The sequence below is a fragment of the Gordonibacter faecis genome (assembly GCF_030077735.1).
Classification (GTDB): Bacteria; Actinomycetota; Coriobacteriia; order Coriobacteriales; family Eggerthellaceae; genus Gordonibacter; species Gordonibacter faecis.
Window position 1 is genome coordinate 84485 of sequence record NZ_JASJEU010000024.1, and the last position, 25193, is coordinate 109677.

Sequence of the window (25193 nt, forward strand, 5' to 3'; positions counted from 1 at the left end):
GCTACCGGAAAACTATCATTTCCGTGTAATCGTCCATTCTAGCGCAGCCAAGCACAACCAAGGGCGAAAACATCCGTTCGCCCCATTCGTTCAAATTCTGAGCACAAACTGTTCGATTCCTACCGACCTGTCATCCCAAGCGGCGCCAACCGTAAGCCTTTCTGCTCACGCCGCACGGGATCCTTCGACTCCGCGCCTGACGGCGCTCCGCTCAGGATGACAAAGGGTTGTGCCAGCAGTAAATCGTCAGGATGACAAGGGGGTATTCACCCGCACCCGTTCTACCATTTCGTTGAATGGGAGGGCGGGGGCGTAGAGGTAGCCTTGAAAGTAGGAGCAGCCGAGTTCTTTCAAGCGGTCGCGTTGTTCGGCGGTTTCCACGTACTCAGCCAGCACCGTGAAGCCCAGTTGCTCGGAAAGTTGCGTGATGGAAGCCACAATTTCGGCGTAGCGTTCGTTTTCCATGACACCTTTGGCAATGGTGCCGTCAAGCTTCACCACGGAAAACACGCTGGTTTCCAGGTACTGGAACGACGTGCGACCCATGGAGAAGTCGTCGATGGCAAGCGGCACGCCCGCGTCCGCCAAGCGACGCAGCAGCCCCGACGCGTCCGCGTCCCAACGCAGCGCCTCGCGCTCCGTGGCCTCCACCACTACACGCCCCGCGTCCAGGCCGCGCGCCCGCAGTGCAGCAATAATAAAGTCGACCGACTCCGCGTCCTGCAGCAGCGTGGCCGTGGCGTTCACGCTCACGGAGAAGTTCGCCGCCAGCGCGCCCTCGTGCGCAAGCGCTTCCACCGCCAGCGCCTCATCGAGCGCCCGATCGAACACCGCGCGCTCCAAGTCGCGCTCCACGCCCACCTCTTTGACCAGTTCCAGCACGAGCGGCGGATACAGCATCCCATACACCGGATGCTCAAAGCGCAGCAGCGCCTCTGCCCCCACCGCCTCGCCCACGGCGTTGAACTGCGGCTGATAGTGCAAGACAAACGACCGCGTGACCACCGCATGCCGCACATCCTCGGAAAGCGAACGGGCCAGCGCCCCCTGCGGCCCCGCCGTAGCGATGAGTTCCACCTCATGACCCGAACGTTCAGCATCTTGGAACGTGGCAAGCAGCGCCGCGTACTCCCGGCGCGCACGGTCGTCGGCCGAACGCTCATAGCGGCGAAGAAACGGCAGGTAAAGCACCACATCAAGCATGATGCATCCCAGCTGCAGCAGCGCGCCCGCCATCGACCCGGTGGCAACATACCCGCCCACCAACGGCGGCGTTGTCCACGACACATCCACCACCGTCAGCGGCACAAGACCCGCCGCCGTGGCCGCGTACGCCACTACCATATTCACCAGGGGCACGGCAATAAACGGGATAAACAGCGCCGGATTCCACACCACCGGCAGGCCAAACAGCATGATTTCGCTGATGTTGAACACCATAGGCACGGCCGCAAACGTGGACAGGCGCCGCGCACTGCGCCGTCGTCCAAACAGCAGAATCGCAATGAGCAGGGCCAGAAGCGCCCCAGCACCACCAATCGAGGCAAACACGTCCAGAAACGTCTTTGTCACAATATGCGTCGGCGCCTCCCCTGCCGCCAGCGCCGCCGCATTCGCCGCCGTACCCGGCACGAACACGCTTTGCGCCACGCCGTCCAGCATATTGCCGCCATGGATGCCGAAGAACCACATGACGTTGTTCATTAAGAGGTACAAAAGCCCACTGCCAAGCGTAGCCGTGGCCAGCGGAAAAAGCGCGCTCACTCCCTTGAACAGCAGCTCTTCCACGCTGCTCACGCCCGCCAGGTGCGCCACCAGCACGTTCACCAGCGCAAATGCGAGGATCACCACAGCAATGGGCATGAGCGCCGACACCGCTTGGTTGAACACATCGTCCATGCTGTCGCCATAGAGCCGCTTCGCGCGGCGCAGACGCATCAGGCGACAATACAGCATGGACGAACCGAGGCCAGTCACAATGGCTATGAATAGCGACCGCGTGCTGAGCACCACCAGGTTGAATGCCTCAGTACCAAAGCCAACGAACGCCAGATACGCCGCCAGCGCCGCAAAGGGCGCGCCCTGCACGAAGAAACCACCGAACCGCTCGGCGCTTGCGTTCGCATAACGCAGCGCAATGGCCACGGCCACATACAGCGAAAAAATACCCATCGTGGCGTCGTACGCCAGGTTCAGCACGCGTTCAAACAGCGGAACAGAACTCAGAAACACCTGATAAGACGCGAACGGCAGGTTGAGAAAAATCAGACAGAAGGAACCCACCAACAGCACCGGAATAGTAAGAATGAGGCCTTGGCGAATGGCTTGGAACGCCATGACGTCCTCCAAGCGCGCGAACAGCGCGTCGACCTTGCCAAGCATGCCTTCCCTTTCCTCGCCGCACCTGTCGCAGAACCTTGTGCCCATTGTACCGCGAACTGCACAGGGGGGTGGTGCAAACAACGACGTTTGGGAAACGGATGAGGAAACGAGCGAACGGGAGGAAGGTTCAGCAGGCGAACTGTGAGGCGAATTCGGCAGGCGAAGGTTCCGACGAGCCGGCAGACTAGCCGGCTGGCGAATTTAGGGCTGTGGTTCAGCGACCGAGCAGGTGGCGAACAGCCGCCACGGGATGATGCAAGAGCATGCGCGGGCCGGCGTAGCGCATGACCGCACGTACGGCTTCGCGCTTGTCGGGAGCATAGCAATGGTTGCCACACTGTTCGCACGAGGTTTTGACCTCCATCTTGCGACAGCGCTCCGTGCGCAGCACGGCGTAGGCGTCTAGCTCAGCACACGCCGGACACACCCGCGCGCCACAATGCGCCGTCTCGGTGCGCGCGGCCGCCTCATGGTTACCGGCGCAGTACAGCACCACCATCTGCGAGATGGTGCGCTTCTCGCGCACGCGGCGCTTCGCTGTCTGAGGGGAGTCAACCATGGCAAACATTTTACCAAACCCCCCGCACCTGTCCATCGGGATTTCCCCTGCTCCCTGATCAAAGATACCTTTATCATCCCGAGCGGAACGCCGCCAGTATCCCCCTGTCATCCTGAGCGGAGGCGCGAAGCGCCGTAGTCGCGACGCGAAGCTAGTCCCGCAGGGGAAGGATCCCGTGTGGCGTTAGCTGGGGGTATTCCTGCTGGCGCCGTTCGGGATCCTTCGACTACGCTCACTGCGTTCGCTCCGCTCAGGATGACACAGGGGTACACCAACGGCGCCTCTGCAGGATGACGGGGGGTTGCGCACGCTTCCCTACCCCAGAAGCTTGCTTCCCAGTGAAGAGCGAATGATGCCCTTGCTGGCGAAATACGTCACCAGCAGATACGCGCCGTAAATCACCGCGGTAAACACGCCGGTCAGAAGCGCGGGCTCAAGTACTGACACGCCCAGCTGCTTGGTCACCGTCTCGCTGATAATTCCCACCGCACACACCGTGTGACACACAGCCAGCGCTAGCGGCACCAGGAAGTACACGAGCGTCTGCGTGCGCAGCGACCGGAAGATCATGCGGCGGTCGCAGCCAATCTCGGCGAGCGTGCGGTAGCGCGGCAGCGAGTCACTGGTCTCCGACAGCTGCTGGATGGCAAGGATTGCCGCCGTAGCCACCAGAAACATGAAGCCAATGTAGAGCGCCAGGTACGAAATCATGAGGTTCATGCCGCTCGACTGAATGAGCACCTCTTGCGCGGTAAACGTCAGCGTAACCGGCCAGGGATTCGGGCCGAACGCCCAGCCCGACGCAGCCACCTCGGCGCTGGGGGGTGACACCTGGGCCAGCAGCTGCTCAAGCAGCACATCGCCCTCGGTACGATCCACCTTGTACATGAGGTTCAGGTAGCTCGCGTCCGGCACCTGACCCTGAGCGCGCAAGTCGGCAATCACCGAATCGGACACGATAACCTCGGCACCGCTCGACACGAACGCAGCATCTTCCAGCGGCTGACTGCGCAGCTCGCCCACCGAGGTGAGTTCGCGGCCTGCTGCCACCACCGTCTCGCCTTCTTTCGCGAGCGATTCCGCAAGCCCTTTCATGCCATCGAGGGTGTTGTTCACGGCGTAGTTGTTCTCGCCTACCTCTACCGTCGGACGCCCGGTGAGCTCGGCAAGTGTATTGAACTGTGAGACAGCGATGAGCGTGACACCCTGCTTGTGCACGGCCTCGTTCTGGTTCTCGTTGCCCGTGTCCCACTGGTAGCGATCCATGAGTTCACCGTAGGATGTGTCGGCGCTTACATAGGCGTCAATCTGCGCGGACTGCTTCACCAGTTGGTTCCACAGCTCGGGCGCGCCGTCGGCCAGCTTCGCGGCCATGTCCCAATCGTACGCCTCAGCGTCGGCCTTGATTTTGGCTGCTTTCTCGTCGGCCACCTTCTGGTATTCGCGATCTTCCTCGGACATGTTCGCCAGTTTTTCGGGATCATCGGTTCCGCCGGTGTTCAGGTAGATGTTCGCGGTCAGCGTGGCATCGTACAGCGTGCCGTTCTCAATGTTTCCGCTGAACGCGCGCGCCAGCCCCATGCCGGTGGAGAACACTGTCAGCGAGAAGAACAGCATCACGCACACCACCGACAGCGACACAAACGCCGTATTTACCTTGCTGGCAATTTGGCGTGTCGTAAACATGACCAGACCTTTGAAATACACGCCGCGCGTGCGTTCAAGTACGGCAATCACAAAGCCCGCGAGCGACCAGAAGAACAAGAACGTTCCCAGCACCATGAGCACCGTGGCCCTGGTGAATCCTGGGCCAAAATCCAGCACGCCGTTCTCGATGAGCGTGACATACGCCCACGCGAGAATGCCCACCGCCGCAATGAACGCCACCAGGCTCACCCACGGATTCCGCACGCGGTAACGCGCGTTCTTGGCGCGAGCGCTGAGTAGGTCGATAAGCTTATAGCGCCTGATGGAAAGCGTGTTGAACACCGCCGTCACCGCAAAGATGAGCACAAAGCAGATGAGTGTCAGCATGAAGCCGTCGAAGGAAAATACGAACTGATACTGCGTCATCTGGATGTTGAACAGCCCCGCCGTCACGAACGAAAGTCCCTGCGACAGCGCAAGTCCCAGCACCAGGCCCACGGCCAGCGACACCAGGCCCACCGCCACCGTTTCCATGAGCACGATGGCCGACACCTGCCCCGGCTTCATGCCTAACACCAGGTAGGTACCGAATTCCTGCTTGCGCCGCCGGATGAGGAAGCCGTTGGCATACAGCACCAAAAAGCCCAGCACACAGGCAATAAGCACGCTGAACATGCCAAGGAACTGCCCCGTGAGCGCAAACACGCTGCCCGAGGCCGTGTCTGCGAGGTCGAACAGGATGGACTGACTCTGCACGGAGTTGAACGCGTAGAACACCGCCACGCCGAATACGAGCGTGACGAAGTACACAGCGTAGTCCCGCACCGAGCGGCGCACGTTGCGCCACGCGAGTTTAGCTAGCATCGCGCACATCCCCTCCAAGGAAGGTCACCACTTCCATGATGCGGTTGAAGAAGTCGGTGCGGCTGGTGTCGCCCTTGCGAATTTCATTGAACACGGCGCCGTCCTTGATGAACAGGATGCGGCTGGCAAACGACGCGGCGAACGAATCGTGCGTCACCATCATAATGGTGGCGTTCAGCTGGGTGTTCATCATGGTGAGCGTGTCCAGCATCACCGAGGCACTGCGCGAATCAAGCGCGCCGGTGGGCTCGTCGGCCAGTACCAATTTCGGGTCAGCCACCATGGCGCGCGCCGCCGCGATGCGCTGCTTTTGGCCGCCGGACATCTGGTAGGGATATTTGTTCAGCACGTCCGACACGCCTAGGACCTGCGCAATCTCTTCCACCTTCGGGCGCACCTTGGAGGTGTGCTCCCCCTTCACCGTGAGCGCGAGCGCGATGTTTTCGAACGCGGTCAGCGTGTCCAGCAGGTTGGAGTCCTGGAAGATGAAGCCCAAATCGTCGCGGCGGAACTTCGCCAGCGAGCGCGAGCGCAAACCCGTGACGTCGCGGCCGTCCACGAGAATATGGCCGCTCGTGACCGTGTCGATGGTGGCTACGCAGTTCAGCAGCGTGGTTTTGCCGGAGCCCGACGGCCCCATGATGCCCACGAACTCGCCCGGCATCACGTCGAAGCTGATATCGTTGATGGCGCGCGTGACGGAATCGCGGTTGCCGTACACCTTTTCAATCTGACGCACGGACAAAATGGGTCGCGCCGAGCCCGCTGCAGCATGGGCCGCCGCGGCGCTTTGCGGAGTGGCATACACTTCGGTCATGATTCGCATCTCCTCTTCTTCGGGTATGAGAAGATACTACGAAACCCCACCCCCACCTGCCATAGCCCATCCTTACCCCAACCTTACGCTTTTGAAAGGAAGAGAGTGGTATCCAAACGGCGGCGGTCGTGGGGGAAGGTTATGAGGACGCGGGTACCGCTTCCCTCTTCCGAGGCGAGGCCCACGCCCAAGTCCATCTTCGTGCACAGCTCGGACACCAGGTAGAGGCCCATGCCGGTGGACGAGCCCAGCATGCGACCGTTTTGGCCGGTGAAGCCTCGCTCGAACACGCGCGGGACGTCAGCGGCGGGAATGCCGGGGCCGTCGTCGGCCACCTCCAGCACAGTGCGCGCGGCGGGCGTGCCCTCCCCCTCCGTGCGCGTGGAGAACCGCACCTGCGTCGCGCCGTACTTCGCCGCATTCGTCACCAGTTGCCCCACAATGAAGGCGAGCCACTTCGCGTCGGCAAATACGCGCACGTCACGACCTAGCTCAATAACCGGCGTCGTCCCCTGCTCAATGAGGAAGCGTGCGTGCTTCTTCACCGCGCCGCGCACCACGCTTTCAAGCGGCACCTCGCGAATGGCGAAGTCCCGCGCAAGCGAGGTGGAGCGCGCGTAGTAAAGCGCCTGTTCAACGTATCCCTCGATGCGGTCAAGCTCGCCTTTGAGCTTCGTGGCCTCCGAACCGTGCAGGTTCGCCGCCATGAGACCCGCGGCGGCGATGGGCGTTTTTATCTCGTGGATCCACAGCTCAATGTAGTCGCGGTACGCCTCGGCTTGCTGCTTGTGCGCGGCCACGTCATCGGCCGCCGCCTTCCCCGTGGCTTCAAGCGCCTCGAACGTCAAGCAGCCCTCAAGAAACTCGGGTTCTTCCAACAACGACGAGGCGTAATAGGCGTTCTCTAGGTCGTCGGTGAAACGCACCAACTCGTCGTAGAAGCGACGACGACGTGCAAAGTCGTACGCAAAGACCACCGCCCCGCAGGCCACCACGAAGCACGCGCCCAGGACGGCCGCCTGCACGCCGTCGCCCAGCACCATAAACATGCCTGCCACACCAAATGCGCAGATGACAAGCAGTACGCACGCCACTGCGCGATCGCGCAGATACCGTCCCAGGCTCATGGCCTCACACCAAATACCCTTGTCCACGCCTGGTCACCAAAAAGCCCTCGGGCACACCGATGGAGGCCAGGCTTTTGCGTAGGCGGTTCACGTTCACCGTAAGGGTGTTGTCGTCGATGAAGGCGTCGGATTGCCAGAGTTCCATCATCAGCTCCTGGCGCGAGATAATGGTGTCGTGGTTCGCCATGAGCAGGTGCAGAATTTTCAGCTCGTTGCGCGTAAGTTCCACCGCGTGCCCGTCGTGCTCCACCGTGCCGCGGGCCACATCCAGCACCACGCCTTTGTGCGCGATGCGCGTAGACGGCTCCCCGCGCTGCGAGCGACGCAGCACCGATTGCAGGCGCGCGAGCAACACGGCGGGGTTGTAGGGCTTCGTCACGTAGTCGTCCGCACCCAGGTTCATGCTCATGACTTCGTCAAACTCGCTATCGGACGAGGTGAGCATGATGATGGGCACGTCGCTTTCCTGCCGCACCGCGCGGCACACGGCATGCCCGCCGGCGCCGGGAAGCTTCAAGTCCAACAGCACGCAATCGGGCTCAGCCGCCAGAATCTCGTCGACCACGCAATCAAAGTTCGCGGTGGACACCGGCTCGTGACCCTGCAATTCCAGCAGGTGAGACACCTCTTCGCGCAAAGGCGCGTCATCCTCCACAATGAATATGACGGCCACAAAGCCCCCTTCGCGATGCGTTGCCGCACGTCCGCGCGCAGCAACAGGTTACGGTACGTAAGCCATACTATGACATCCGCGTGACGGATGCCCCCAGACGTAACCGTATCGTCATCGGAGGGCCGGCGCGGCTAGTGCTGCCGCGCAGAGGTGTTCGGCATCACCGGGCACACGACGTCCGTATTCTTGCGAAAGTAGCGCAGAAGAAAGGTGAGGCCCGCCACCACCAGCGCAATACCCAGCCCCGTATAGAAGAAGGCGAAAAACCAGTCCGGGATCAGGCCCGACATGCGCAGCCCAATGCCGCCGACCATCATGATAGCCATCATGATATAGCCCTTCTTGTCGAAGAACTTGAAGATGTTCGTCTTCGCTTCTTCGTAGCCGCGAATGCGCGCCGTGTGTTTGCGCACCATTTTCTGGAAAATGCGGGAATGGAACAGCACGAAGATCACGACCGAACCCACCAAGAGCGCCCAGATGACCCAGCCCCAGTCGTGCCGATACGCGCCCAGCCCGATGTTCGCGATGTTGGCGCCCGCGATGGCCCACACGATGCCAGCCACTAACATGAGCTTTTCGGTGGTTATCTTCAACATGATTACTCAACCTCCTTGACAGCCCGTGCCGTCGACTCGCTTTGCTGTTCAGGGGCGACATGCGCCCCTTCGGTGTGCGCCGGCGCTTCGTAGAGCGCGGCGCTCAAAAGATGCGCCAACACGCGGCAATCGCCCTCGCCGGCGCTTAGGGTGTGAATAAGGCTGTCCAGCACAAACGCCACCAGTTCCTCCGCGCTCACGCCCGCGCGGGCAACATCGGCGTCGGGGTCGGCCGCAAGGACGGCCTGAAGGCCCGCACGCATGTGGTTGAAGAGTTCCGTTTCGCGCAGCTTGCCCGCATCACGGCCCTGCATAGACAAGGCGCTGATCTGCGGTAACCAGTCTGAGCGAAACGCTGCAAGGCCTGAGGTAAGGGCGCTGTGCAAGCGCACCACAAAGGCATCGAAGCGCTCCCCCGGCACCACGCGGCACAAGTCCTCCTGGAAGACATTGCCCCAAAACGTGCCGATGACCTCCACCATGAGGTCGTCTTTCGTAGGGAAGCAGTTGTAGATGGTGCCCACCGACACGCCGCACGCCTCGGCCACGCCGCGGATGTCAAGGGCCGCAAGCCCCCGCTTTTCAGCGAGCGCATAGGCCGTCTGCGTGATGGTGGCGCGATCCACGCCTCGTCGCACCATGGCGCCCTCCTTTCCGCGTGTGGGTTTCTGCCGGTGTTGCCAATCCAAAGTGAACATCGTTCATTTCAAGCTGTGCCTATTATACGCACGCCCGCAAACGAAGCAAGGGGTTTCTGAACAATGTTCAGAAACCCCTTGCGAGCGGTGGCCACGTTGGGTAGTCAGCGCAGAGTGCGCGCCCGGCAACTCACTTTGGAGCTGGTCGGATGCTGCACAGTGCATGCGGATTTACTTGTCGGTACCTAAGCCGTTTTCGGTAATGTCAAGAATCTCAATCTTCTCGGGCACGAAGTCGGAACCGAGGCCTGCGCCGCGCATGACCAGCACGTCATCGGCCGCAAACGTCGGGTCGTCAGCTACAGCGCCCGATTCGTCCATAACCACTACATTACCCTTGTTGAAAGTGATCTCATCTTCGTCGGCAACAAAGGTCTTCGCGCCACTGCCGTCCTGAGCGTTCTCAAGTTCGCCCAAGTTAACGGTCACTTCGTCGCCGTTCACTGCCATTACCTGACCGTAGCGCACGGTCTCGGTTTGGCTGGTGCTGGGTTCCATTTGAGACGTCTCCTGGCCGGAGCCTTCGTTTTGGTTTGCGTCGGTATTGGTGTCACCCGCCGCGCACCCGTGCAGAAACGGCGTCATGGCCAGCACGGCCGCCACGGCCCAGCCCATCATCCTAAACTTGCGCTTATTCATAAGCATCATATCCCTTCTAACGAGCGTCGCGCGGCGAATGCGCGCCTGTTCAACGCCCAATAGTGAAGGAATGGTCGACCAGTGTGGGCGGAGGGCGCCATCCGTCAGGCAGCGGTCAGGCCGCCGCTACCTGCGCGCCAACAGCCCGGTGAGCGGCGGGAGCCTTAGCCGCGCGGATGCGCGCGATGATGCACCTGCTTGAGACGGCCCGGGGAGAGGTGCGTATAGATTTGCGTGGTGGACAGGCTTGAGTGGCCGAGCATTTCCTGCACGCTGCGCAGATCGGCCCCGCCGTCGAGCAAATCCGTTGCAAAGGTGTGGCGCATGTCGTGGGGCGACAGCGTTTCGTCGAGCCCCGCGGCGCGCAGCGCTTCCTTGAACAGCTTGCGGATGCCGTCGGTGGTCATGCCATTGCCACGCGTGGACACGAAGAAGAAGTCACTCTGGCGGTCTTTGAGGATGTGTGGGCGCCCTATCAGCAAATACGTGCGCATTGAGGAGAGCGCCATGTCATGCAGCGGGACGATACGCTCCTTCGACCCCTTGCCGAATACCTTCACCTGGCCGCGCTCGAAGTCGACGTTAGCCGTGAGCAAGCCCGCGGCTTCGGACACGCGCGCGCCGCACGCGTAGAGGAACTCCAGCAGCGCCTGGTTACGCAGGTCAACCGGGGTTTGCTCGCGCAGATTGCCGGAGACGTCGCGCTTGCCATACACCGACAGCAAACGCACCATGTCGGCGGCGCGTATGACGTGCGGCAGGCTTTTCTGTTTGCGCGGGCCCGAGAGCACGCTTGCCGGGTCGGAGTCGATGACGTTGGTCACATTGAGCCAGCGAAAGAAGCTGCGCAGAGCCGAGAGCCGCCGGTTAATGGTGGTGCGCGAGTACTGGGCGCGATCGAGTTCTCCCAGGTAGCGACGCAGGTGTTTGTGTGTTGCAGCCAGCGGGTCAATATGTTCGCGCGCGGCCCAGCGGGCGTAATCTAACAGGTCGATGCGGTAGGCGCGCAGCGTGTGCACCGAGGCATTGTGCTCCACGCGCAGCGCATCGCAGAAGCCCTCAATGAGCGCTTCGGTGTGCGGGTCACACTCCGGGGTGTCATCTGGTGCTAGAGAGGTTTCAGTCATCGCACGCATCCTTGTGCGCGGCCGGCATGAGGCCCGCCTGCTCCAGATCGCGCACGTAGGCCACAAGCGCCTCGGCCCCGCGGGCGGCGTAGGCGGCGTAGCGGTCGCGCTTGTTGCGCACGCGCTGCGCAAGCGGCGGCATGATGCCGAAATTCACGTGCAGGGGCTGGTAGTCCACCGTTTCCGGGTTCGTGGCGTAGGACAGCAACGCCCCAAACGCCGTCTCGGTGGGAAGCGGCGGCAACGGCGTGTTGGCGAGCGTTGCAAGCACAGCCAACGCCGCGTGCAACCCCGAGCGGATGGCCTCGCAATACCCCTCCGTGCCGGAAAGCTGCCCGGCAATGAATACCGGGATGCCAAGGGACGCGGCAGCGGGTGCCGTCAGGTGCAGGTTACTGTCGAGCAAGCGCGGCGCATCGAGAAACGTGTTGCGATGCATGACACCATAGCGCGCAAATTCAGCCTGTTCAAGCCCCGGTATGAGGCGAAACACCCGCTTCTGTTCAGGAAAGGTGAGGTTCGTTTGAAAGCCCACCAGGTTATGGCACGATCCGTGCGCATCCTCGGCACGCAGCTGGAGCGCCGCCCACGGCCGCCGTCCCGTGCGCGGGTCGGTGAGCCCCACGGGCTTCAGCGGGCCGAAACGCGGAGCGTCGTGTCCCTTGCGCGCAATTTCTTCGATAGGCTGGCACGCCTGGAACAAATCGCGCGTCTCAAAATCGCGTAAAATCACGCGCTCAGCCGCGATAAGTTCCTCGATGAAGTGGTCGTATTCCTCGCGCGTGAACGGGGCATTCAAGTAGTCGCCCACTTCCGCCCCATCCTCGTAGCGGCTTTGGCGAAAGAGCCGCTCGGTGTCGAGCGAATCGGCCATGACGATGGGTGCCGCCGCGTCATAGAAGGCAAGATGCTCACCGCCCGCATACGCAGCGAGGTCGGCCGCCAGGGCGTCGGAGGTAAGCGGGCCGGTCGCCACAATGAGGGCACGCGCACCGCAGGCAGCCTCAGCAAGCGAGGGGGCCTCTTCGCGCACCAGGTTGATGAGAGGGTGCTTCTCAATGCGCGCCGTCACCTCGCGCGCGAATGCCGCACGATCTACCGCAAGCGCGCCACCCGCAGGCACAGCGCACTCGCGCGCTACCGCCATGAGATGCGAGCCAAGCGCGTCAAGCTCGGCCTTCAGCATGCCGGCCGCGCTCTCGGGCTTCATACTTTTGAGCGAGTTCGAACACACCAGTTCAGCGCACGCATCGGTGGTGTGCACGGGCGTGGGTACCGTCGGGCGCATTTCCACAAGGCGCACGCGCACCCCGCGATCAGCCACTTGCAGCGCCGCCTCACTCCCCGCAAGCCCAGCGCCCAGTATAGTTACGTAGTCAGTCATGCCCGCAAGGATACCAAACCTCAAGCCCGCACCCTATCCACGACCTCAAAAATCCGCACGAGCAGCGAAGCAATGCAACCAGCTATTTCACCGGAACGCTCAACTCAAACAGAGCCTCAGGGCATACTTCCTGGCCAGCCGGCCATGCGAGCGCCATTCCCCCATCAATGATACGAGCATGCTTAAAGTACCGCTCGTCTTCCAAAGGGCGATAGGCATCGCCATAGGCAATGAGCGGGGCTGCATCAAAAAGCCGCTGCTCCCCCGTCTCAAATTCAAGCAGAAGCGTAGTGCCGCCTTTCGGCTCGACGCGCGTCAAATCGGGTTGGGACTTGTTCATACCTACCACTGCCCCATCAACCACTACCGGCTCCCACATGGCGCACCTCCATCCACTAGCGCAACGGATCTATTTTGAAAGCGTCCAGCCCCTCAGCTAGCAAGTTCCAATCGGCTTCGAGTTCCTCCCGATGAACAACCACCCATGCGCGGAGCAACGCGAGTTTTTTAGCGGGAAGATAGCCATCGAGCACGTTTCCGTCAAAGTCGAGTGAGCAACTATACTCCGCATAGCGCGCATGAAGATGCGGCGTATGATGCTTTCCATACGGCTCATTATACATGATGACCACGATGCCAAAGAAGAGGGATATGGTCGTCATAGCACTCCTTTCCCTACTGGCACTTCACAAGTACTCCGATGAAACCCATTGCTGCTTACATTCCCTCACCCCACGGGGCCCCAGCGGCCGTCGGGGTAGTGGGTGACCAGGCCGGCGCGTTCGGCTTCGACGAGGTGCTCCATGAGCCAGACGCGTGGGTCGGCGATAATGCACACGTCGCGGGCGATGCCGAAGAGCTCTTCCATGCCGAGCGGCTCTGCAACAAGCGCGGCGGCAAGAGGGCCAAGAACTTCTGCAGCGTTGCGGGAAGCGTGGGTAGAACGCGTCGCTGGTGCTGGTGTTGGTGGTGGTGAATTGCCGACGGAAACCCTGGCGCTTTCGACCACTTCTTCCCCTGCAGAGTTGCTCGCATCCACCGCAGGTGCCTCCCAGCTTTCCTGTTTTAAGCAGCCGAACAGCGAAAACAACGCATCGGCAAACGTTTCATCGTCGACGATAGGTACGGCTCCCTGGTGCAGAAGCCGGTTCGCGCCGCGCGATGACGGCGAGGTGATGGCACCCGGCACCACCAGTACGTCGCGACCCGCCGCAAGCGCCTCATCGGCTGTCGAAAACGTACCCGACGGCAGACCAGCCTCCACAATGAGCACCGCCCGCGCTAGCCCGGCGATAAGCCGGTTGCGGGCGCGAAACATATACGGCCGCGGCGTACGATCCCAGGGATGCTCGGAAACAAGCGCTCCACCACCATCAACAATGCGCTGGAAAAGACTTTCGTGCTCGGCCGGATACAACTCATCGCAGCCCCCGCCCAAAAACACCACGGTGGGAGCGCCCGCCTCAAGCGCCGCCCGATGTGCAGCAGCATCGCAGCCCCGCGCGCCACCCGAGATGATAACCACCCCTCGTTCGGCAGCCGCCTGCGCAAAACGGGTCGCACACCCAATGCCGTAGGGCGTGGCCTTGCGCGCGCCCACCACGGCAAGTCCCTCCTGCAAAGCAGCCGTATCCCCCACCACATAGAGCCGCTTGGGTGGATCGGGAATACGCGCAAGCGCCGCGGGAAAGCGCGCATCATCCCGTGCCAGTTCGCACCGCGGTCCCTTTACAGGCATGCTCCCACCCCCTCGCGCAAACGGAAAGCAAGTGCCTCACACAGATGACTCTTGGTTACCGCCGCCGCTTCCTCCATGTCGGCTATCGTGCGTGCCACGGCGAGCGTGCGCATAATGGCACGCCCACTCATGCTGGCCGCGCGCGCAGCATCCTCGTAAAACGCCCGATCCTCGTCGGTGAGCGCACACGCCTTTATGAGCGAAGCCGCCGTGTCATGTCGCTTCGCATTGCCACCCTCGCGCGCTGTGCGCCACGACGAGTAGGCGCGCGCCTTTAACACGCCTTCGCGCAACTCGTCTGACGAGGAACCACCGCCGGAAGACAGCACCTCACCAGGGGCAATGCGACACACGTCAATATGTACGTCGATGCGATCCATCAGCGGCCCACCGATGCGGTTCTGATAAGCGCGAATCTGCGCCACGGTACACGAACAGGCATGTTCTTCGTCACCGCTATAGCCACACGGACACGGGTTCGAAGCCGCCACCAGCATAAAGCGTGCCGGAAAAGACACCGACCCATCTGCGCGGGTCACCGTGACACGCCCCGACTCCACCGGCTGGCGAATACCCTGCAGCACCGAAGGTTTAAACTCCGCCAGTTCATCGAGAAAGAGCACCCCCGCATGCGCAAGCGATATCTCACCCGGCCGCGGCGGCGAGCCACCGCCCACCAGCCCCGCCAGCGACGCGGAATGATGCGGGCTGCGAAACGGCCGCAACCCACCCAACACGCCCGATACTTCCTCACCCGCCACCGAGCACACGAGCGCCGACTCAAGCATTTCCTGCTCGGTCAAGGGTGGCAGAATGGAAGGCAATCGCGAGGCGAGCATGGTTTTGCCCGAGCCGGGTGGACCCATCATAAGCACACCATGCCCACCCGCTGCCGCTATCTGTAGCGCCCGTTTCGCCATATCATGGCCAGCGACATCACGGAAATCAGGTGCGTTGCGCACCCGCGAGAAGTGCGGTGCCTTTAGATCGACGAAGTCCCCCGTACGGAAGGTGGATAAGGTGCGCGCGCCGCGCTGCACCAACCCCTCTATGGCCACCAGCCGCTCGGGCGCGTCGGCGCACACAAGGTCTAACCCCTGATCACGCGCCGCCAACGCGTAGGCCATAAGTCCATCGACGGGACGCACCGCCCCCTCAAGCGACAACTCACCCACCAGAAGTGCCCCCTCGCAGACGCGCGGGTCAATCTGCCCCGTCGCCGCAAGCAGTCCTACTGCAATAGGCAGATCAAAACCCGAGCCGGTCTTGCGCAGCGCCGCCGGTGCCAGGTTCACCACCACGCGATCGTTAGACATGGAAAAGCCACTCGCGCGCACGGCCGCGCGCACGCGTTCGCGCGCCTCCTGCACCGCCGCATCAGCCATGCCAACAATGCAAAACGCCGGCATACCGCTGCTCACCACCACCTCAACATCCACCGGCACAGCCTCGACGCCCCGCAGTGTGGCACCCCGCACCGCGCACCTTCCCTGCATGCTGCTCACCCGGCCATAAACGCGTTGATGTAGTGATGCATGAGCACCCGATCGGGCGCTATCACCAATAGCGACACCACATCGAAGCGCACCGACACATCGGGCACCTCGTAGTTTTTGACGTAGAGTGACGCGATGCGCCCATAGCGTTTACGCTTGGCCTCATCAACCGCCTCGGCGGGAAGGCCCTTTTCCGTGCTTGACCGGGTTTTCACCTCAACAAACACCAGCACGTCGCCGTCGCGCGCAATGATGTCCGCCTCGCCCGCCGCGCACTCCCAATTGCGCTCGAGTATTTCGTAGCCGCGTCTGTCCAAAAAGCGCGCGGCGGCGTTTTCTCCACGTCGTCCCAGTTCGGTGTTGTGTTTGCCGCGCGAACCGCCGCTTTTGGGGCGCTTGCGCGAAGAACAAGACTTCGCGGCGCCCGCTTCCGCCGCGTTCTCAGCCGCCACCTGGTCAACATCATCCGGTCGCGGTTTCGCAACCGTGGCACTTGCTCTACTCATAGGATGACCCCTTTCTCTTCGGGGTCATCGTAGAGCCGCAACCTTACCAATTCGCCGTCAGGGCACCCCTCACGCCGCCGTGAGAATCATGACCAAGAGCCGGCGTACAAGCCGTACTCACTGCGACAAAACTACGGCGCATATCAAACGCGTTTCAAGCGCGCCTACGCCGCAAACGCGGCACAAGTACGGCGCATTTCCAACGCCATTGAAGCACGCGAGTATTGACCTGGCATTTCAGAAAGAAGAAGAAAAAGCGAGGCCCCGGAACCTCGCGGTGGAAAACCGGGAATTAGAACAGAGATTGCTGGGTAAACGCAGTGCAAAACGACACGCGATGGATGGGCGTGAGCCCGTAGCGCTTGATGGCCTCAATGTGCGCAGGACTCGCATAGCCCTTGCAGGATTCGAAATGATACTCGGGATATTCCTCGGCATAACGACACATAAGCGCATCGCGCTCGACCTTCGCCACAATGGACGCGGCGGCCACCGAGGCGCACAAGGTGTCCCCCTTCACCACGTTCACTTCGCGCGCATCCATGCGCAGAGGGTTGCCGTCCAGAAGCACAACGTCCGGATGCACGCCCGCCTCTTCCACATGCGCCACCGCGCGACGAAAGGCGCACACGAGCGACGCGGTCATGCCCGCCGCGTCGATATCGCAGGCTTCGATGTACTCAACTGTCCAGGTCATGGCCACCTGTTTGACAACTCCCGCAATGCGCTCGCGCGCTTCGGGCGTGAGCTGCTTGGAATCGTTCAGGCCCTCAACAATGGGATCTTCGGGCAACACGACGGCACCCACCGCAAGCGGCCCTGCGAGCGGGCCCCGCCCCACCTCGTCGAGTCCCACAATAACCGTGCCGCCGCGTTCGGCCGCGAGCGCTCGCTCATACGCATACAGGGAAGCAAGTCGCTCGCGCTCGGCGCGCACCGCCGCCAACCGCCGCCGCGCCGCCTCAACCGCTTCGCGTACCCCCTTGCGCGTATCCGCCACCAGCGCGCGCTCCAGCACGGCGAACTCCTTCTCGTCCGCCTCATGCAGTCGGCCCTTAATCTCAGCAACCGTCAACCCCACGCGCCCGCCATTCCCTCTCACAAAGCGCACCGCCCCAGCGCCGCGCCTTCGAATTCTCGTCTCACGCCCATAATAACAAACCCCTCGCGCAATTCGCGCGGAGCGCGAAAGCAGTCGCCCAGGTTGGCGTAGTAAGACAGCGAGAAGCCCCCTCGTATCGATAATCGGCCCGTTTCGCGGCTGAGCGTACTTCGGTACGCGAAGGCAAGCGAGAAAGGGCCGAGGATCGGTACGAGGGGGCTTCGCAGCGTCGAGAAGTTCCGGCGGCCGTCAGGCCGACGGAACTACCTAAAGGACTTCTCTTTGATCTTGGCAGCCTTGCCCACTTTGTCGCGCAGGTAGTAGAGCTTGGCGCGACGCACATCGCCCTGACGGACGACTTCAATCTTCTCGATCTTCGGGGAGTGCACGGGGAACGTACGCTCCACACCAATGGAGAAGCTGATCTTGCGAACCGTAAACGTTTCGCGGCTCGAGGCGCCATGACGGCGGATGACGTCGCCCTGGAACACCTGGACGCGCTCGCGGTTGCCCTCGACGATGCGGTAGTGGACCTTCACGTTGTCGCCCACGTGGAACTCGGGAAGGTCCTGCCTGATCTGCTGCTGTTCGATAGCGCGAATGATGTCCATGTTCGTTATCCTTCTATGTGTTCAAAATGAATCTCGTGCGTGTTCTGTGGAAAGACACAATTGGACAGTATACTGCCCCAGCCCTTCTCACGCAAGGAAAAACCGCATCACTTCCTGCATTTTTTCCCGTATTGCCCACCTCTCCACGCAAAGCGCAGAAAACAACAAGCCTTTCGCTCATCCCTCACCGGCCCGCGTCGCGTCCCGCGGCACTCAGATAAGCGTCAGCAGCGCGTAGGCAACCACGCCGGACACGGCACACCACAGAAGCGACTTCGTCTTCCACGCCACCAGCGCCACCACGCCCGCCGCCACCAACGGTGCTGCCGCAGGCCACACACCCGCGTCAAACATGCCAGGCGTGAGCAGATCGTTTGCCACCAACGCCGCGAAGGCAGCGGGCGGAATGAACCCGAGCGCACGCTCCACGCTGGCGGGGAGGTTCTTCCCCTTAAGCGCGAACAACGGCACCGTGCGACATATGAGCATGGTCACAGCGCAACACGCGAACACGATGAGGAAGTCTCCCCGGCTCATCGGCTCCATCATCCGCGCCTCCTTGCCCATGAAAACGCAAGCGCCGCAGCCACACCAGCCACCGCTCCCACCAAAATGGCCGGGCCCGAAAGGCCCACCGCCTTGCACACGAACACGCCCACCATGGCCACCACCGCCGCAAGTACGTTAGCCGCCGAGGGCTTCTGCGTAACCAGCAAGCAGATGAAGATGGACGTCATCGCAAACGACGCAATGGCAAGCGGAATACCCACGGCGTTGCCCACCAGCACGCCCACCACGTTCGAAAGCGCCCAGGAGCTCTGCGACAGCAGGTTCACCAGGGTGGCGCGGCCCACCGACCACTCCCCCTCAGCAAACTTCGACACGTTCACGCCGTAGCTCTCGTCGGTCACCGTGGCCGCGAACAGAAACGCCAGGCGCTTGCGCACGCCCTTGCACGCGGGCGCGAACGCCGCCGAGTACAGCATCTGGCGCGTGTTCACCAGCGACACGCTGGCAATAATGGAGGCCACCGGCGAGCCTGCCAGCCACATATTCGGAATCATGAACTGCCCTGCACCGGAGTAGAACAGGGCCGACAGCAGGAACACCTGCAGCGCGTTCAGGCCGATGGAGGCGCACAAAATACCGCAGGGTATGCCAATGGCGACGTAGCCCAACATGATGGGCAGCGCCGCCTGAAACGATTGTCTGATGTGATCCCCGGAAAGCATAGCTTACCGATTATACAAGTTTTGCGAACGTGCGCAACGACCTTCTGCCCGCGGGCGCGCACCGCAGGCGCGCCACGCAAGGCCGCCCGCGCCCCTACCTATTTAATAATGTATGGAAAGCGGCACGAACAGCTGCTGGAACTGGTTTTTCGCGTAGCGGTCGGTCATGCCGGCCACGTAGTCGGCCACGGCGCGCAACGTGTCGCCCTCGGAGATGGCGCGGTATTCCTCCGGCACCTCGTCGATGTGCGCCACGTAGTAGTCGAACAAGTCGCTCACCAGGTGCGTTGCCTTCTCGACTTCGGCCATCACAACGGGTGCCGTGTACACGCGCGCGAACAGGAACGCGCGCAACTCCATCATGGCATCCCACACCGAATCGCTCATGCGAATGTCATCAACCTCAGCGGACGTTTCCACCATGTCCAGCACGAGCGTTTGAATGCGCGAGGAATGGTCGGGCCCCAGCACGGCGTGCGTGGAAGCGGGCAGGTCATCCTCGGACAGAATGCCCGCGCGGATGGCGTCGTCGATGTCGTGGTTCACGTACGCGATGCGGTCGGCCGTGGCCACGATGCGCCCCTCCAGCGTCTCGGCGCGCAAGTCACCCGTGTGGCACAGAATGCCGTCGCGCACCTCGGGCGTGAGATTCAACCCCTTGCCGCCATTTTCGATGCGCTCCACCACGCGCAGACTTTGCTCGTTGTGACGGTACAACGCGTGCGTGCCGGGAGCGTCCGGGTCAAGGCCCTTGTGACGCGCGAGGCACCGCGCGAGCGCTTCCTCCCCCGTGTGGCCAAACGGCGTGTGCCCCAGATCATGACCAAGGGAAATGGCCTCCGTGAGATCCTCGTTTAAGCCAAGCGCACGCGCGATGGTGCGCGCAATCTGCGCGACCTCCAGCGTATGCGTGAGTCGCGTGCGGAAATGGTCACCCTCAGCAGCGAGGAACACCTGCGTCTTGTGCGACAGGCGGCGAAACGATTTCGTGTGCAGAATTTTGTCGCGGTCGCGCTGGAAGTCGTTGCGCAGGATGTCGGGCTCGGTGGAACGGGCGCGACCTTCGCTCTCGTCGGCGAACGACGCGTCGGGCGACAGCACCTCGTGCTCACGTTCCTCTTGGTCCTCGCGGTGAATGATGCGCATGGCGACCCTCCTTGGACTGGGCGATGCGCTCAGTATACCAGCTTGCTGGGTTCGAACACGCCCTTTTCCGTGATCACGCGCGTCACCAGCGCCGCTGGAGTCACGTCAAACGCAGGGTTCCACACCTCCACCCCTGGCATTGGGTGTGGAAGTACCTCAGCGGGGCTGCGCTCTTCGATGGGGATACCGGAGCCGTCTGCAAGCGTTGCGTCAATGGTGGACGTGGGTGCGGCCACGTAGAACGGAATGCCGTGGTGATGCGCGAGCACCGCCACGCCGTAGGTGCCTATCTTGTTGGCCACGTCGCCGTTGGCAGCAATGCGGTCGGCACCCACGATGACGGCATCAACTTCGCCCTTCGCCATGAGGCTGGCTGCCATGTTATCGCAGATGAGCGTACAGGGAACGCCCGCACGCGCAAGTTCCCACACCGTGAGGCGCGCGCCTTGGCCCACCGGCCGCGTTTCGTCGGCATACACGCGCGCTATTTTGCCCTTGGCGGCAGCGGCATACACCACACCGAGCGCCGTGCCGAAAAACGCGGTGGCCAGGCTGCCGGCATTGCAGTGCGTGAGCACGCGGCTGCTCGGCCTAAGCAGCTGCGCGCCGTGAGCGCCGATGGCACGGTTCACGGCCTCATCTTCGGCTTCCATGCGTTTGACTTCGTCAAACAGTGCGTCAGCCACCTCGCCGGGCAGCGCGCCTTCGGCGAGGTGTGCCTGCGCCACGTCCACCACGCGGCGTACGCCCCACGCCAGGTTCACAGCCGTGGGCCGGGCGGCGGCCACTTCATCAGCCACTGCGGCAAGTTCGCCCGCGAACTGCCCGGAAGCTTCAGCGCACCCGTGCGCCGTCGCCGCCGACGCGCCACCGTTGCTCGCCCAGAGTGCCACAGCCGCCGCACCCGCAACGCCAATGGCAGGTGCCCCGCGCACGGCAAGCGTCTTGATGGCCTCCACCACCGCGCGCCACACGTCCGTGCGCTCAAATACCAAATCAGTGGGCAGTTTCCGCTGGTCAACATACGCAAAACAAGTGCGCCCGTCGCCGTCACGCTGCAACTCAACCGTGCGCGGCAACTTCTCAAGGTGAAGCACGTGATCCATCAGGGGCCTTCCTCTCGTTTGTCAGCGCTATTCTACCGGAAAAGGCGGCACGTGGCCGCCCGGCACACCCCAGGTAATAGTTGCATGACGGTTCGCAGCGGCGAACGTACGCGGCGCAGGCGGACGCGTACACTCAAGATTCATCTGCGCCGCCCCGCCGTCGAAAGGAACGTTATGCCCTCCCCGTCCCCGACTGCCCCTGCCAAACCTGCCGCCCCACGCGCGCCCAAACCGTGGCATGCGCTGCCGCTTGACGAGGTGCTGGCCGACCTCAACGCCTCGCGCGAGGGCCTTTCCGACTTTAACGCCCGCACGCGCCTGGCCGAAGTGGGTCCCAACGAACTGAACGCCAAGCCGCCGCGCACGCTTGCCCAGATGGTGCGCGAGCAGGTGGGCGACCCCATGGTGCTCATCTTGCTGGTGGCCGCCGCGCTCTCAGCGCTTCTACAGGAGTGGGCCGAAGCCGGCATCATCTTTATTATCGTGGTGGCGAACGCGGTCATCGGCATTGTACAGGAGCGCAAGGCACAGTCCTCACTTGAGGCGCTGCGCAACCTGAGTGCACCCACTGCGCGCGTGCTGCGCGATGGCGCGGAAACGGTAGTGCCCGCGCGCGAACTGGTACCGGGCGACGTGGTTATCCTCGATGACGGCAGTATGGCTCCCGCTGACCTGCGGCTGCTTTCCACAGCAGGGCTGCGCATGCAGGAAGCCGCGCTCACCGGCGAGTCGGTGCCGGTGGAAAAGGACGCCACGGCCACCGTGGTGCCCGGCGCGCCCGTGGGCGACCGCGCGAACATGGCGTTCGCCACCGCCATTGTGACCGGCGGACGCGGCGTGGGCGTGGTGGTTGCCACGGGCATGAACACCGAGGTGGGACACATCGCGGGCCTCTTGGAAGGCGACGAGGAACTGGACACGCCCTTGAAGCGCAAGCTGGCCTCATTCGGTAAACTGCTCACTATCGTTGGCGTGGCGGCGGCGCTGGTGGTGTTGGCCGTGGGCATGGCCTATGGGCGCCCCTTCGCACCGCTGTTGCTGCTGGCCATCTCGCTGGCTATCTCGGTCATTCCCGAGGGGCTGCCCGCCACCGCTACCATTGTTATGGCGCTCGGGGTGCAGCGTATGGCCCGCCACCAGGCGCTTGTGCGACGGCTGCCCGCCGTGGAAACACTCGGCGGCGCTACCGTCATCTGCACGGACAAGACCGGCACCCTCACCGAGAACCGCATGAGCGTGGTGCGCGCCGCGCTCGGGCCCGACCTCGACCACGCTGCGGCACCTACGCCCACCCGCGCGCTTGAGGAACACCCCACGCTGTTCGGTTACCTCGCGTTCACGGCCGTACTCTGCAACGATGCGGGGTTCGCGGACACGGACGCCAGCAACACCGCTCCCGGCGGTGCAGCCTCGCCCGACACCATCATCGGCGACCCCACCGAGGGCGCCCTGCTCGTCATGGCGCGCGACAACGGCATCGACCCCGCCGCCCTGCGCACCACCTACCCGCGCCTGGCTGAGCGTCCCTTCGATTCCGACCGTAAGCGCATGGCCACCGTGCACGAGCGCGACGGCGAACTGGTAGTGGCCGTGAAGGGCTCGCTCGACGGGCTACTTCCCCGCTGCACGTTCCTCATGGACGAAGACGGCCCGCGTCCCATGACCGAAGGCGACCGCACCCGCGCACTTGAAGTGGCACAACAGCTCTCCGACGAGGCGCTGCGCGTGCTCGCCTTCGCCACCCGGGCGCTGCCCGCCCTGCCCGCCGAGGGCGAGGACATTGAGGAAGACCTCACGCTCATTGGCCTGGTGGGCATGATGGACCCGCCGCGCGCCGACGTGCGCGAGGCCGTGGACACCTGCCGCACCGCTGGCGTGCGCACCATCATGATCACTGGCGACCACGCCGCCACCGCACGCGCCATCGGACGTGAACTGGATATCTACTGCGAGGGAGACCTCGTGGTATCGGGCAGCGAACTTGACGAGATGGACGACGCACAGCTGGATGCCGCCATCGAACGCACGAGCGTGTTCGCACGCGTGTCCCCCTTCCACAAGCTGCGCATCGTGCGCGCGCTGCGCTCAGATGGCGAGGTGGTGGCCATGACCGGCGACGGCGTGAACGACGCGCCCGCCCTCAAAGCCGCCGACATTGGCGTGGCCATGGGCATCACCGGCACCGACGTGGCGAAGGACGCCTCTGACATGATTCTGCTCGACGACCGCTTCACCACCATTGTGAACGCGGTGCGCGAGGGGCGGCGCGTGTATCGCAACATCCAGAAGGTGGTCGCGTTTTTGGTAGCCGATAACCTGGCAGAAATTGTCGTGCTGCTTACCGCCGTGGCGCTCAACTGGAATGCCCCGCTCACGGCCGTGATGATTCTCTGGGTGAACCTGGCTACGGCCACCCTGCCGGCCCTTGCATTGGGTGTAGAACCAGCAAGCCGCCACATCATGGAGCACCCGCCGCTGCGCTCTGGCACGCTGCTTGAACCCCGGCTGGCGCGCCGCGTCATATTCCAGGGGCTCTTTGTTGCGGTGTTTGCACTGGCGGCATTCGTAGTGGGACGCGAAGCGAGCGGGGATGCCGTCGGGCAAACCATGGCGTTTACTGTTCTGGCGTTTTCCCAGGTGTTGCGCGCGGTGAATCAGCGCTCTACCACCGACCCGGTGTGGGATCGCGGCGGCGGACGCAACCCATGGCTCTGGGGCGCGGTGGGCGTGTCGGTGGTGCTCATGCTAGCCGTGCTGCTGATCTCGCCCGTGCTGGCGGCGTTTGGCGGCGAACCCATGAACCTCTGGCAGTGGGGAGTGGCGCTGGGCCTCGCGTTCCTCTCGCTCGTACAAACCGAGGTGGCGAAAGCCATCGGCCGAGTGCGCACACGCAGCTGACGCGCACCTCTTCCCCCTTTCGCCCCCTCGCCCCGACGTGGCACGAGGGGGTATACTAAGGCCAAACGAAAGGCTGTAACGGAGGGCAACCTGGTAGGTGGGGAGCCAACGAAAGGGGCAAACGATGGAGCAGTGTGGATTCTCGTGTCTGAGCTGCGCAGGTGAAGCGTGCGAGTTCGAAACGGGCAGTAACCCGCCCGAGTGCGTGCAGGAACTCATCACGCCCACCATCCACGACGAGGTACACGCGCGCTACGCCGAGCCGGAGAACCACCGTATCATGAAGGCGGCGGTGCAAACGAGCGAGCGCTGCTCAAACCTCACGCGCGTGCAAGAAACCATGGAATTCGCCCACCGCATAGGTGCGCACCGCATTGGCATTGCCACGTGCACCATGCTTGTCGAGGAAAGCCGAACGCTGCGCAAGCTGCTTGAACGCGCGGGCTTTGAGGTGTTCGGCATCGCGTGCAAGGTGGAGAGCAACCACCGCGACGACCTTGACCTGGTGCTTGAAGACGGCAAACGCGGTGCGGTGCTCTGCAACCCCCTCATGCAGGCGCGCCTTCTGGAAGAGGAGCACACCGACCTCAACATTGTGATGGGGCTCTGCGTCGGCCATGACACGCTGTTCTACCGGTACTCACATGCGCCGGTGACCACGCTTGTGACCAAGGACCACATCACCGGCAACAACGCGTGCGCGGGCCTCTACGCCTCGAAGTCCATCTACAAGAAGCGCCTGAACGCAACCATTGAAGGCTGTCGCACCGGCACCTTCGCCTGAGCGCGGGGTGCATGGAGACTTTGCGCGGCTCCCGCAGCGCCGGGAGCCGCGTCCCCGC

At 62.8% G+C, this 25193-nt stretch carries 24 protein-coding genes; 2 read left to right on the plus strand and 22 right to left on the minus strand.

Features of this window, described 5'->3' with window-relative positions; all coding sequences use genetic code 11:
- Window positions 1-246: 246 nt before the first annotated feature.
- The 22 genes from QNJ86_RS12205 to mtnA form a co-directional block, all read right to left on the minus strand.
- Complete coding sequence (locus tag QNJ86_RS12205) at window positions 247-2382, minus strand: PTS sugar transporter subunit IIC/EAL domain-containing protein (RefSeq protein WP_283832914.1); 2136 nt, start codon at window positions 2380-2382, stop codon at window positions 247-249.
- 214 nt (window positions 2383-2596) lie between these two features.
- Complete coding sequence (locus QNJ86_RS12210; RefSeq protein WP_283832915.1) at window positions 2597-2977, minus strand: nitrous oxide-stimulated promoter family protein; 381 nt, start codon at window positions 2975-2977, stop codon at window positions 2597-2599.
- Window positions 2978-3256: 279 nt separating this feature from the next.
- Window positions 3257-5452, minus strand: a complete 2196-nt coding sequence (locus tag QNJ86_RS12215; RefSeq protein ID WP_283832916.1) for an ABC transporter permease — start codon at window positions 5450-5452, stop codon at window positions 3257-3259.
- The gene (locus QNJ86_RS12220) at window positions 5442-6269 is read right to left on the minus strand and encodes an ABC transporter ATP-binding protein (protein WP_283832917.1); all 828 of its coding nucleotides are present in this window, start codon (window positions 6267-6269) and stop codon (window positions 5442-5444) included. The genes QNJ86_RS12215 and QNJ86_RS12220 overlap by 11 nt, the downstream gene beginning before the upstream one ends.
- A gap of 83 nt (window positions 6270-6352) precedes the next feature.
- Window positions 6353-7423 (minus strand): sensor histidine kinase, encoded by a 1071-nt coding sequence (locus QNJ86_RS12225; protein WP_283832918.1) that lies wholly within the window; start codon window positions 7421-7423, stop codon window positions 6353-6355.
- Window positions 7401-8069, minus strand: a complete 669-nt coding sequence (locus QNJ86_RS12230; RefSeq protein WP_283832919.1) for a response regulator transcription factor — start codon at window positions 8067-8069, stop codon at window positions 7401-7403. The genes QNJ86_RS12225 and QNJ86_RS12230 overlap by 23 nt, the downstream gene beginning before the upstream one ends.
- A 131-nt stretch (window positions 8070-8200) precedes the next feature.
- Window positions 8201-8668 (minus strand): hypothetical protein, encoded by a 468-nt coding sequence (locus QNJ86_RS12235; RefSeq protein WP_283832920.1) that lies wholly within the window; start codon window positions 8666-8668, stop codon window positions 8201-8203.
- Window positions 8669-8670: 2 nt separating this feature from the next.
- The gene (locus QNJ86_RS12240; RefSeq protein WP_283832921.1) at window positions 8671-9309 is read right to left on the minus strand and encodes a TetR/AcrR family transcriptional regulator; all 639 of its coding nucleotides are present in this window, start codon (window positions 9307-9309) and stop codon (window positions 8671-8673) included.
- A gap of 228 nt (window positions 9310-9537) precedes the next feature.
- Window positions 9538-10005 (minus strand): hypothetical protein, encoded by a 468-nt coding sequence (locus tag QNJ86_RS12245; protein ID WP_283832922.1) that lies wholly within the window; start codon window positions 10003-10005, stop codon window positions 9538-9540.
- 164 nt (window positions 10006-10169) lie between these two features.
- Window positions 10170-11132 (minus strand): tyrosine recombinase, encoded by a 963-nt coding sequence (locus tag QNJ86_RS12250; RefSeq protein WP_283832923.1) that lies wholly within the window; start codon window positions 11130-11132, stop codon window positions 10170-10172.
- Window positions 11125-12540, minus strand: a complete 1416-nt coding sequence (trmFO, locus tag QNJ86_RS12255) for a methylenetetrahydrofolate--tRNA-(uracil(54)-C(5))-methyltransferase (FADH(2)-oxidizing) TrmFO (RefSeq protein ID WP_283832924.1) — start codon at window positions 12538-12540, stop codon at window positions 11125-11127. Before trmFO ends, QNJ86_RS12250 begins: the two co-directional genes overlap by 8 nt.
- A 58-nt stretch (window positions 12541-12598) precedes the next feature.
- Entirely contained in the window at window positions 12599-12895 is a 297-nt protein-coding gene (locus tag QNJ86_RS12260; protein ID WP_283832925.1) for a DUF2442 domain-containing protein, read from the minus strand.
- Window positions 12896-12911: 16 nt separating this feature from the next.
- Window positions 12912-13178, minus strand: a complete 267-nt coding sequence (locus tag QNJ86_RS12265) for a DUF4160 domain-containing protein (RefSeq protein WP_283832926.1) — start codon at window positions 13176-13178, stop codon at window positions 12912-12914.
- Window positions 13179-13243: 65 nt separating this feature from the next.
- Complete coding sequence (gene dprA / locus QNJ86_RS12270) at window positions 13244-14254, minus strand: DNA-processing protein DprA (RefSeq protein ID WP_283832927.1); 1011 nt, start codon at window positions 14252-14254, stop codon at window positions 13244-13246.
- The gene (locus QNJ86_RS12275) at window positions 14245-15750 is read right to left on the minus strand and encodes a YifB family Mg chelatase-like AAA ATPase (protein ID WP_283832928.1); all 1506 of its coding nucleotides are present in this window, start codon (window positions 15748-15750) and stop codon (window positions 14245-14247) included. The genes dprA and QNJ86_RS12275 overlap by 10 nt, the downstream gene beginning before the upstream one ends.
- Before the next feature lie 5 nt (window positions 15751-15755).
- Window positions 15756-16256, minus strand: a complete 501-nt coding sequence (locus QNJ86_RS12280) for a YraN family protein (RefSeq protein ID WP_283832929.1) — start codon at window positions 16254-16256, stop codon at window positions 15756-15758.
- Between the two features lie 292 nt (window positions 16257-16548).
- A complete protein-coding gene (gene rnhB / locus QNJ86_RS12285; protein ID WP_283832930.1) occupies window positions 16549-17337 on the minus strand; it encodes a ribonuclease HII in 789 nt (262 codons plus the stop codon).
- A gap of 284 nt (window positions 17338-17621) precedes the next feature.
- Window positions 17622-17969, minus strand: a complete 348-nt coding sequence (gene rplS / locus QNJ86_RS12290) for a 50S ribosomal protein L19 (RefSeq protein WP_283832931.1) — start codon at window positions 17967-17969, stop codon at window positions 17622-17624.
- A 213-nt stretch (window positions 17970-18182) separates the two neighbouring features.
- Window positions 18183-18515 (minus strand): AzlD domain-containing protein, encoded by a 333-nt coding sequence (locus tag QNJ86_RS12295; RefSeq protein WP_283833084.1) that lies wholly within the window; start codon window positions 18513-18515, stop codon window positions 18183-18185.
- A complete protein-coding gene (locus QNJ86_RS12300) occupies window positions 18515-19201 on the minus strand; it encodes an AzlC family ABC transporter permease (protein ID WP_283832933.1) in 687 nt (228 codons plus the stop codon). The genes QNJ86_RS12295 and QNJ86_RS12300 overlap by 1 nt, the downstream gene beginning before the upstream one ends.
- 102 nt (window positions 19202-19303) lie before the next feature.
- On the minus strand, window positions 19304-20347 hold the full coding sequence (locus QNJ86_RS12305) for a deoxyguanosinetriphosphate triphosphohydrolase (RefSeq protein ID WP_283832934.1): 1044 nt from the start codon (window positions 20345-20347) through the stop codon (window positions 19304-19306).
- Window positions 20348-20376: 29 nt separating this feature from the next.
- Window positions 20377-21453 carry an S-methyl-5-thioribose-1-phosphate isomerase gene (gene mtnA / locus QNJ86_RS12310; protein WP_283832935.1) on the minus strand — a complete coding sequence of 359 codons (1077 nt, stop codon included), beginning with the start codon at window positions 21451-21453 and terminating at the stop codon, window positions 20377-20379.
- Window positions 21454-21627: 174 nt separating this feature from the next.
- Here mtnA and QNJ86_RS12315 point away from each other — a divergent pair, with 174 nt between their 5' ends.
- Both QNJ86_RS12315 and QNJ86_RS12320 read left to right on the plus strand, forming a co-directional pair.
- On the plus strand, window positions 21628-24351 hold the full coding sequence (locus QNJ86_RS12315; RefSeq protein WP_283832936.1) for a cation-translocating P-type ATPase: 2724 nt from the start codon (window positions 21628-21630) through the stop codon (window positions 24349-24351).
- A gap of 124 nt (window positions 24352-24475) precedes the next feature.
- A complete protein-coding gene (locus QNJ86_RS12320; RefSeq protein WP_283832937.1) occupies window positions 24476-25135 on the plus strand; it encodes a DUF1847 domain-containing protein in 660 nt (219 codons plus the stop codon).
- Window positions 25136-25193 lie beyond the last annotated feature (58 nt).

Excerpts from the sequence above, each read along its gene's own strand:
- QNJ86_RS12220 (WP_283832917.1), bottom strand. The coding sequence starts at position 6,269 with ATGACCGAAGTGTATGCCACTCCGCAAAGCGCCGCGGCGGCCCATGCT.
- QNJ86_RS12245 (WP_283832922.1), bottom strand. The coding sequence starts at position 10,005 with ATGAATAAGCGCAAGTTTAGGATGATGGGCTGGGCCGTGGCGGCCGTG.
- QNJ86_RS12280 (WP_283832929.1), bottom strand. The coding sequence starts at position 16,256 with ATGAGTAGAGCAAGTGCCACGGTTGCGAAACCGCGACCGGATGATGTT.
- QNJ86_RS12260 (WP_283832925.1), bottom strand. The coding sequence starts at position 12,895 with ATGTGGGAGCCGGTAGTGGTTGATGGGGCAGTGGTAGGTATGAACAAG.
- QNJ86_RS12210 (WP_283832915.1), bottom strand. The coding sequence starts at position 2,977 with ATGGACAGGTGCGGGGGGTTTGGTAAAATGTTTGCCATGGTTGACTCC.
- QNJ86_RS12235 (WP_283832920.1), bottom strand. The coding sequence starts at position 8,668 with ATGTTGAAGATAACCACCGAAAAGCTCATGTTAGTGGCTGGCATCGTG.
- QNJ86_RS12295 (WP_283833084.1), bottom strand. The coding sequence starts at position 18,515 with ATGGAGCCGATGAGCCGGGGAGACTTCCTCATCGTGTTCGCGTGTTGC.
- QNJ86_RS12215 (WP_283832916.1), bottom strand. The coding sequence starts at position 5,452 with ATGCTAGCTAAACTCGCGTGGCGCAACGTGCGCCGCTCGGTGCGGGAC.
- mtnA (WP_283832935.1), bottom strand. The coding sequence starts at position 21,453 with ATGGATCACGTGCTTCACCTTGAGAAGTTGCCGCGCACGGTTGAGTTG.
- QNJ86_RS12320 (WP_283832937.1), top strand. The coding sequence starts at position 24,476 with ATGGAGCAGTGTGGATTCTCGTGTCTGAGCTGCGCAGGTGAAGCGTGC.
- QNJ86_RS12250 (WP_283832923.1), bottom strand. The coding sequence starts at position 11,132 with ATGACTGAAACCTCTCTAGCACCAGATGACACCCCGGAGTGTGACCCG.
- rplS (WP_283832931.1), bottom strand. The coding sequence starts at position 17,969 with ATGGACATCATTCGCGCTATCGAACAGCAGCAGATCAGGCAGGACCTT.
- QNJ86_RS12315 (WP_283832936.1), top strand. The coding sequence starts at position 21,628 with ATGCCCTCCCCGTCCCCGACTGCCCCTGCCAAACCTGCCGCCCCACGC.
- QNJ86_RS12205 (WP_283832914.1), bottom strand. The coding sequence starts at position 2,382 with ATGCTTGGCAAGGTCGACGCGCTGTTCGCGCGCTTGGAGGACGTCATG.
- QNJ86_RS12240 (WP_283832921.1), bottom strand. The coding sequence starts at position 9,309 with ATGGTGCGACGAGGCGTGGATCGCGCCACCATCACGCAGACGGCCTAT.
- QNJ86_RS12300 (WP_283832933.1), bottom strand. The coding sequence starts at position 19,201 with ATGCTTTCCGGGGATCACATCAGACAATCGTTTCAGGCGGCGCTGCCC.
- dprA (WP_283832927.1), bottom strand. The coding sequence starts at position 14,254 with ATGCCTGTAAAGGGACCGCGGTGCGAACTGGCACGGGATGATGCGCGC.
- QNJ86_RS12265 (WP_283832926.1), bottom strand. The coding sequence starts at position 13,178 with ATGACGACCATATCCCTCTTCTTTGGCATCGTGGTCATCATGTATAAT.
- QNJ86_RS12305 (WP_283832934.1), bottom strand. The coding sequence starts at position 20,347 with ATGCGCATCATTCACCGCGAGGACCAAGAGGAACGTGAGCACGAGGTG.
- QNJ86_RS12275 (WP_283832928.1), bottom strand. The coding sequence starts at position 15,750 with ATGCAGGGAAGGTGCGCGGTGCGGGGTGCCACACTGCGGGGCGTCGAG.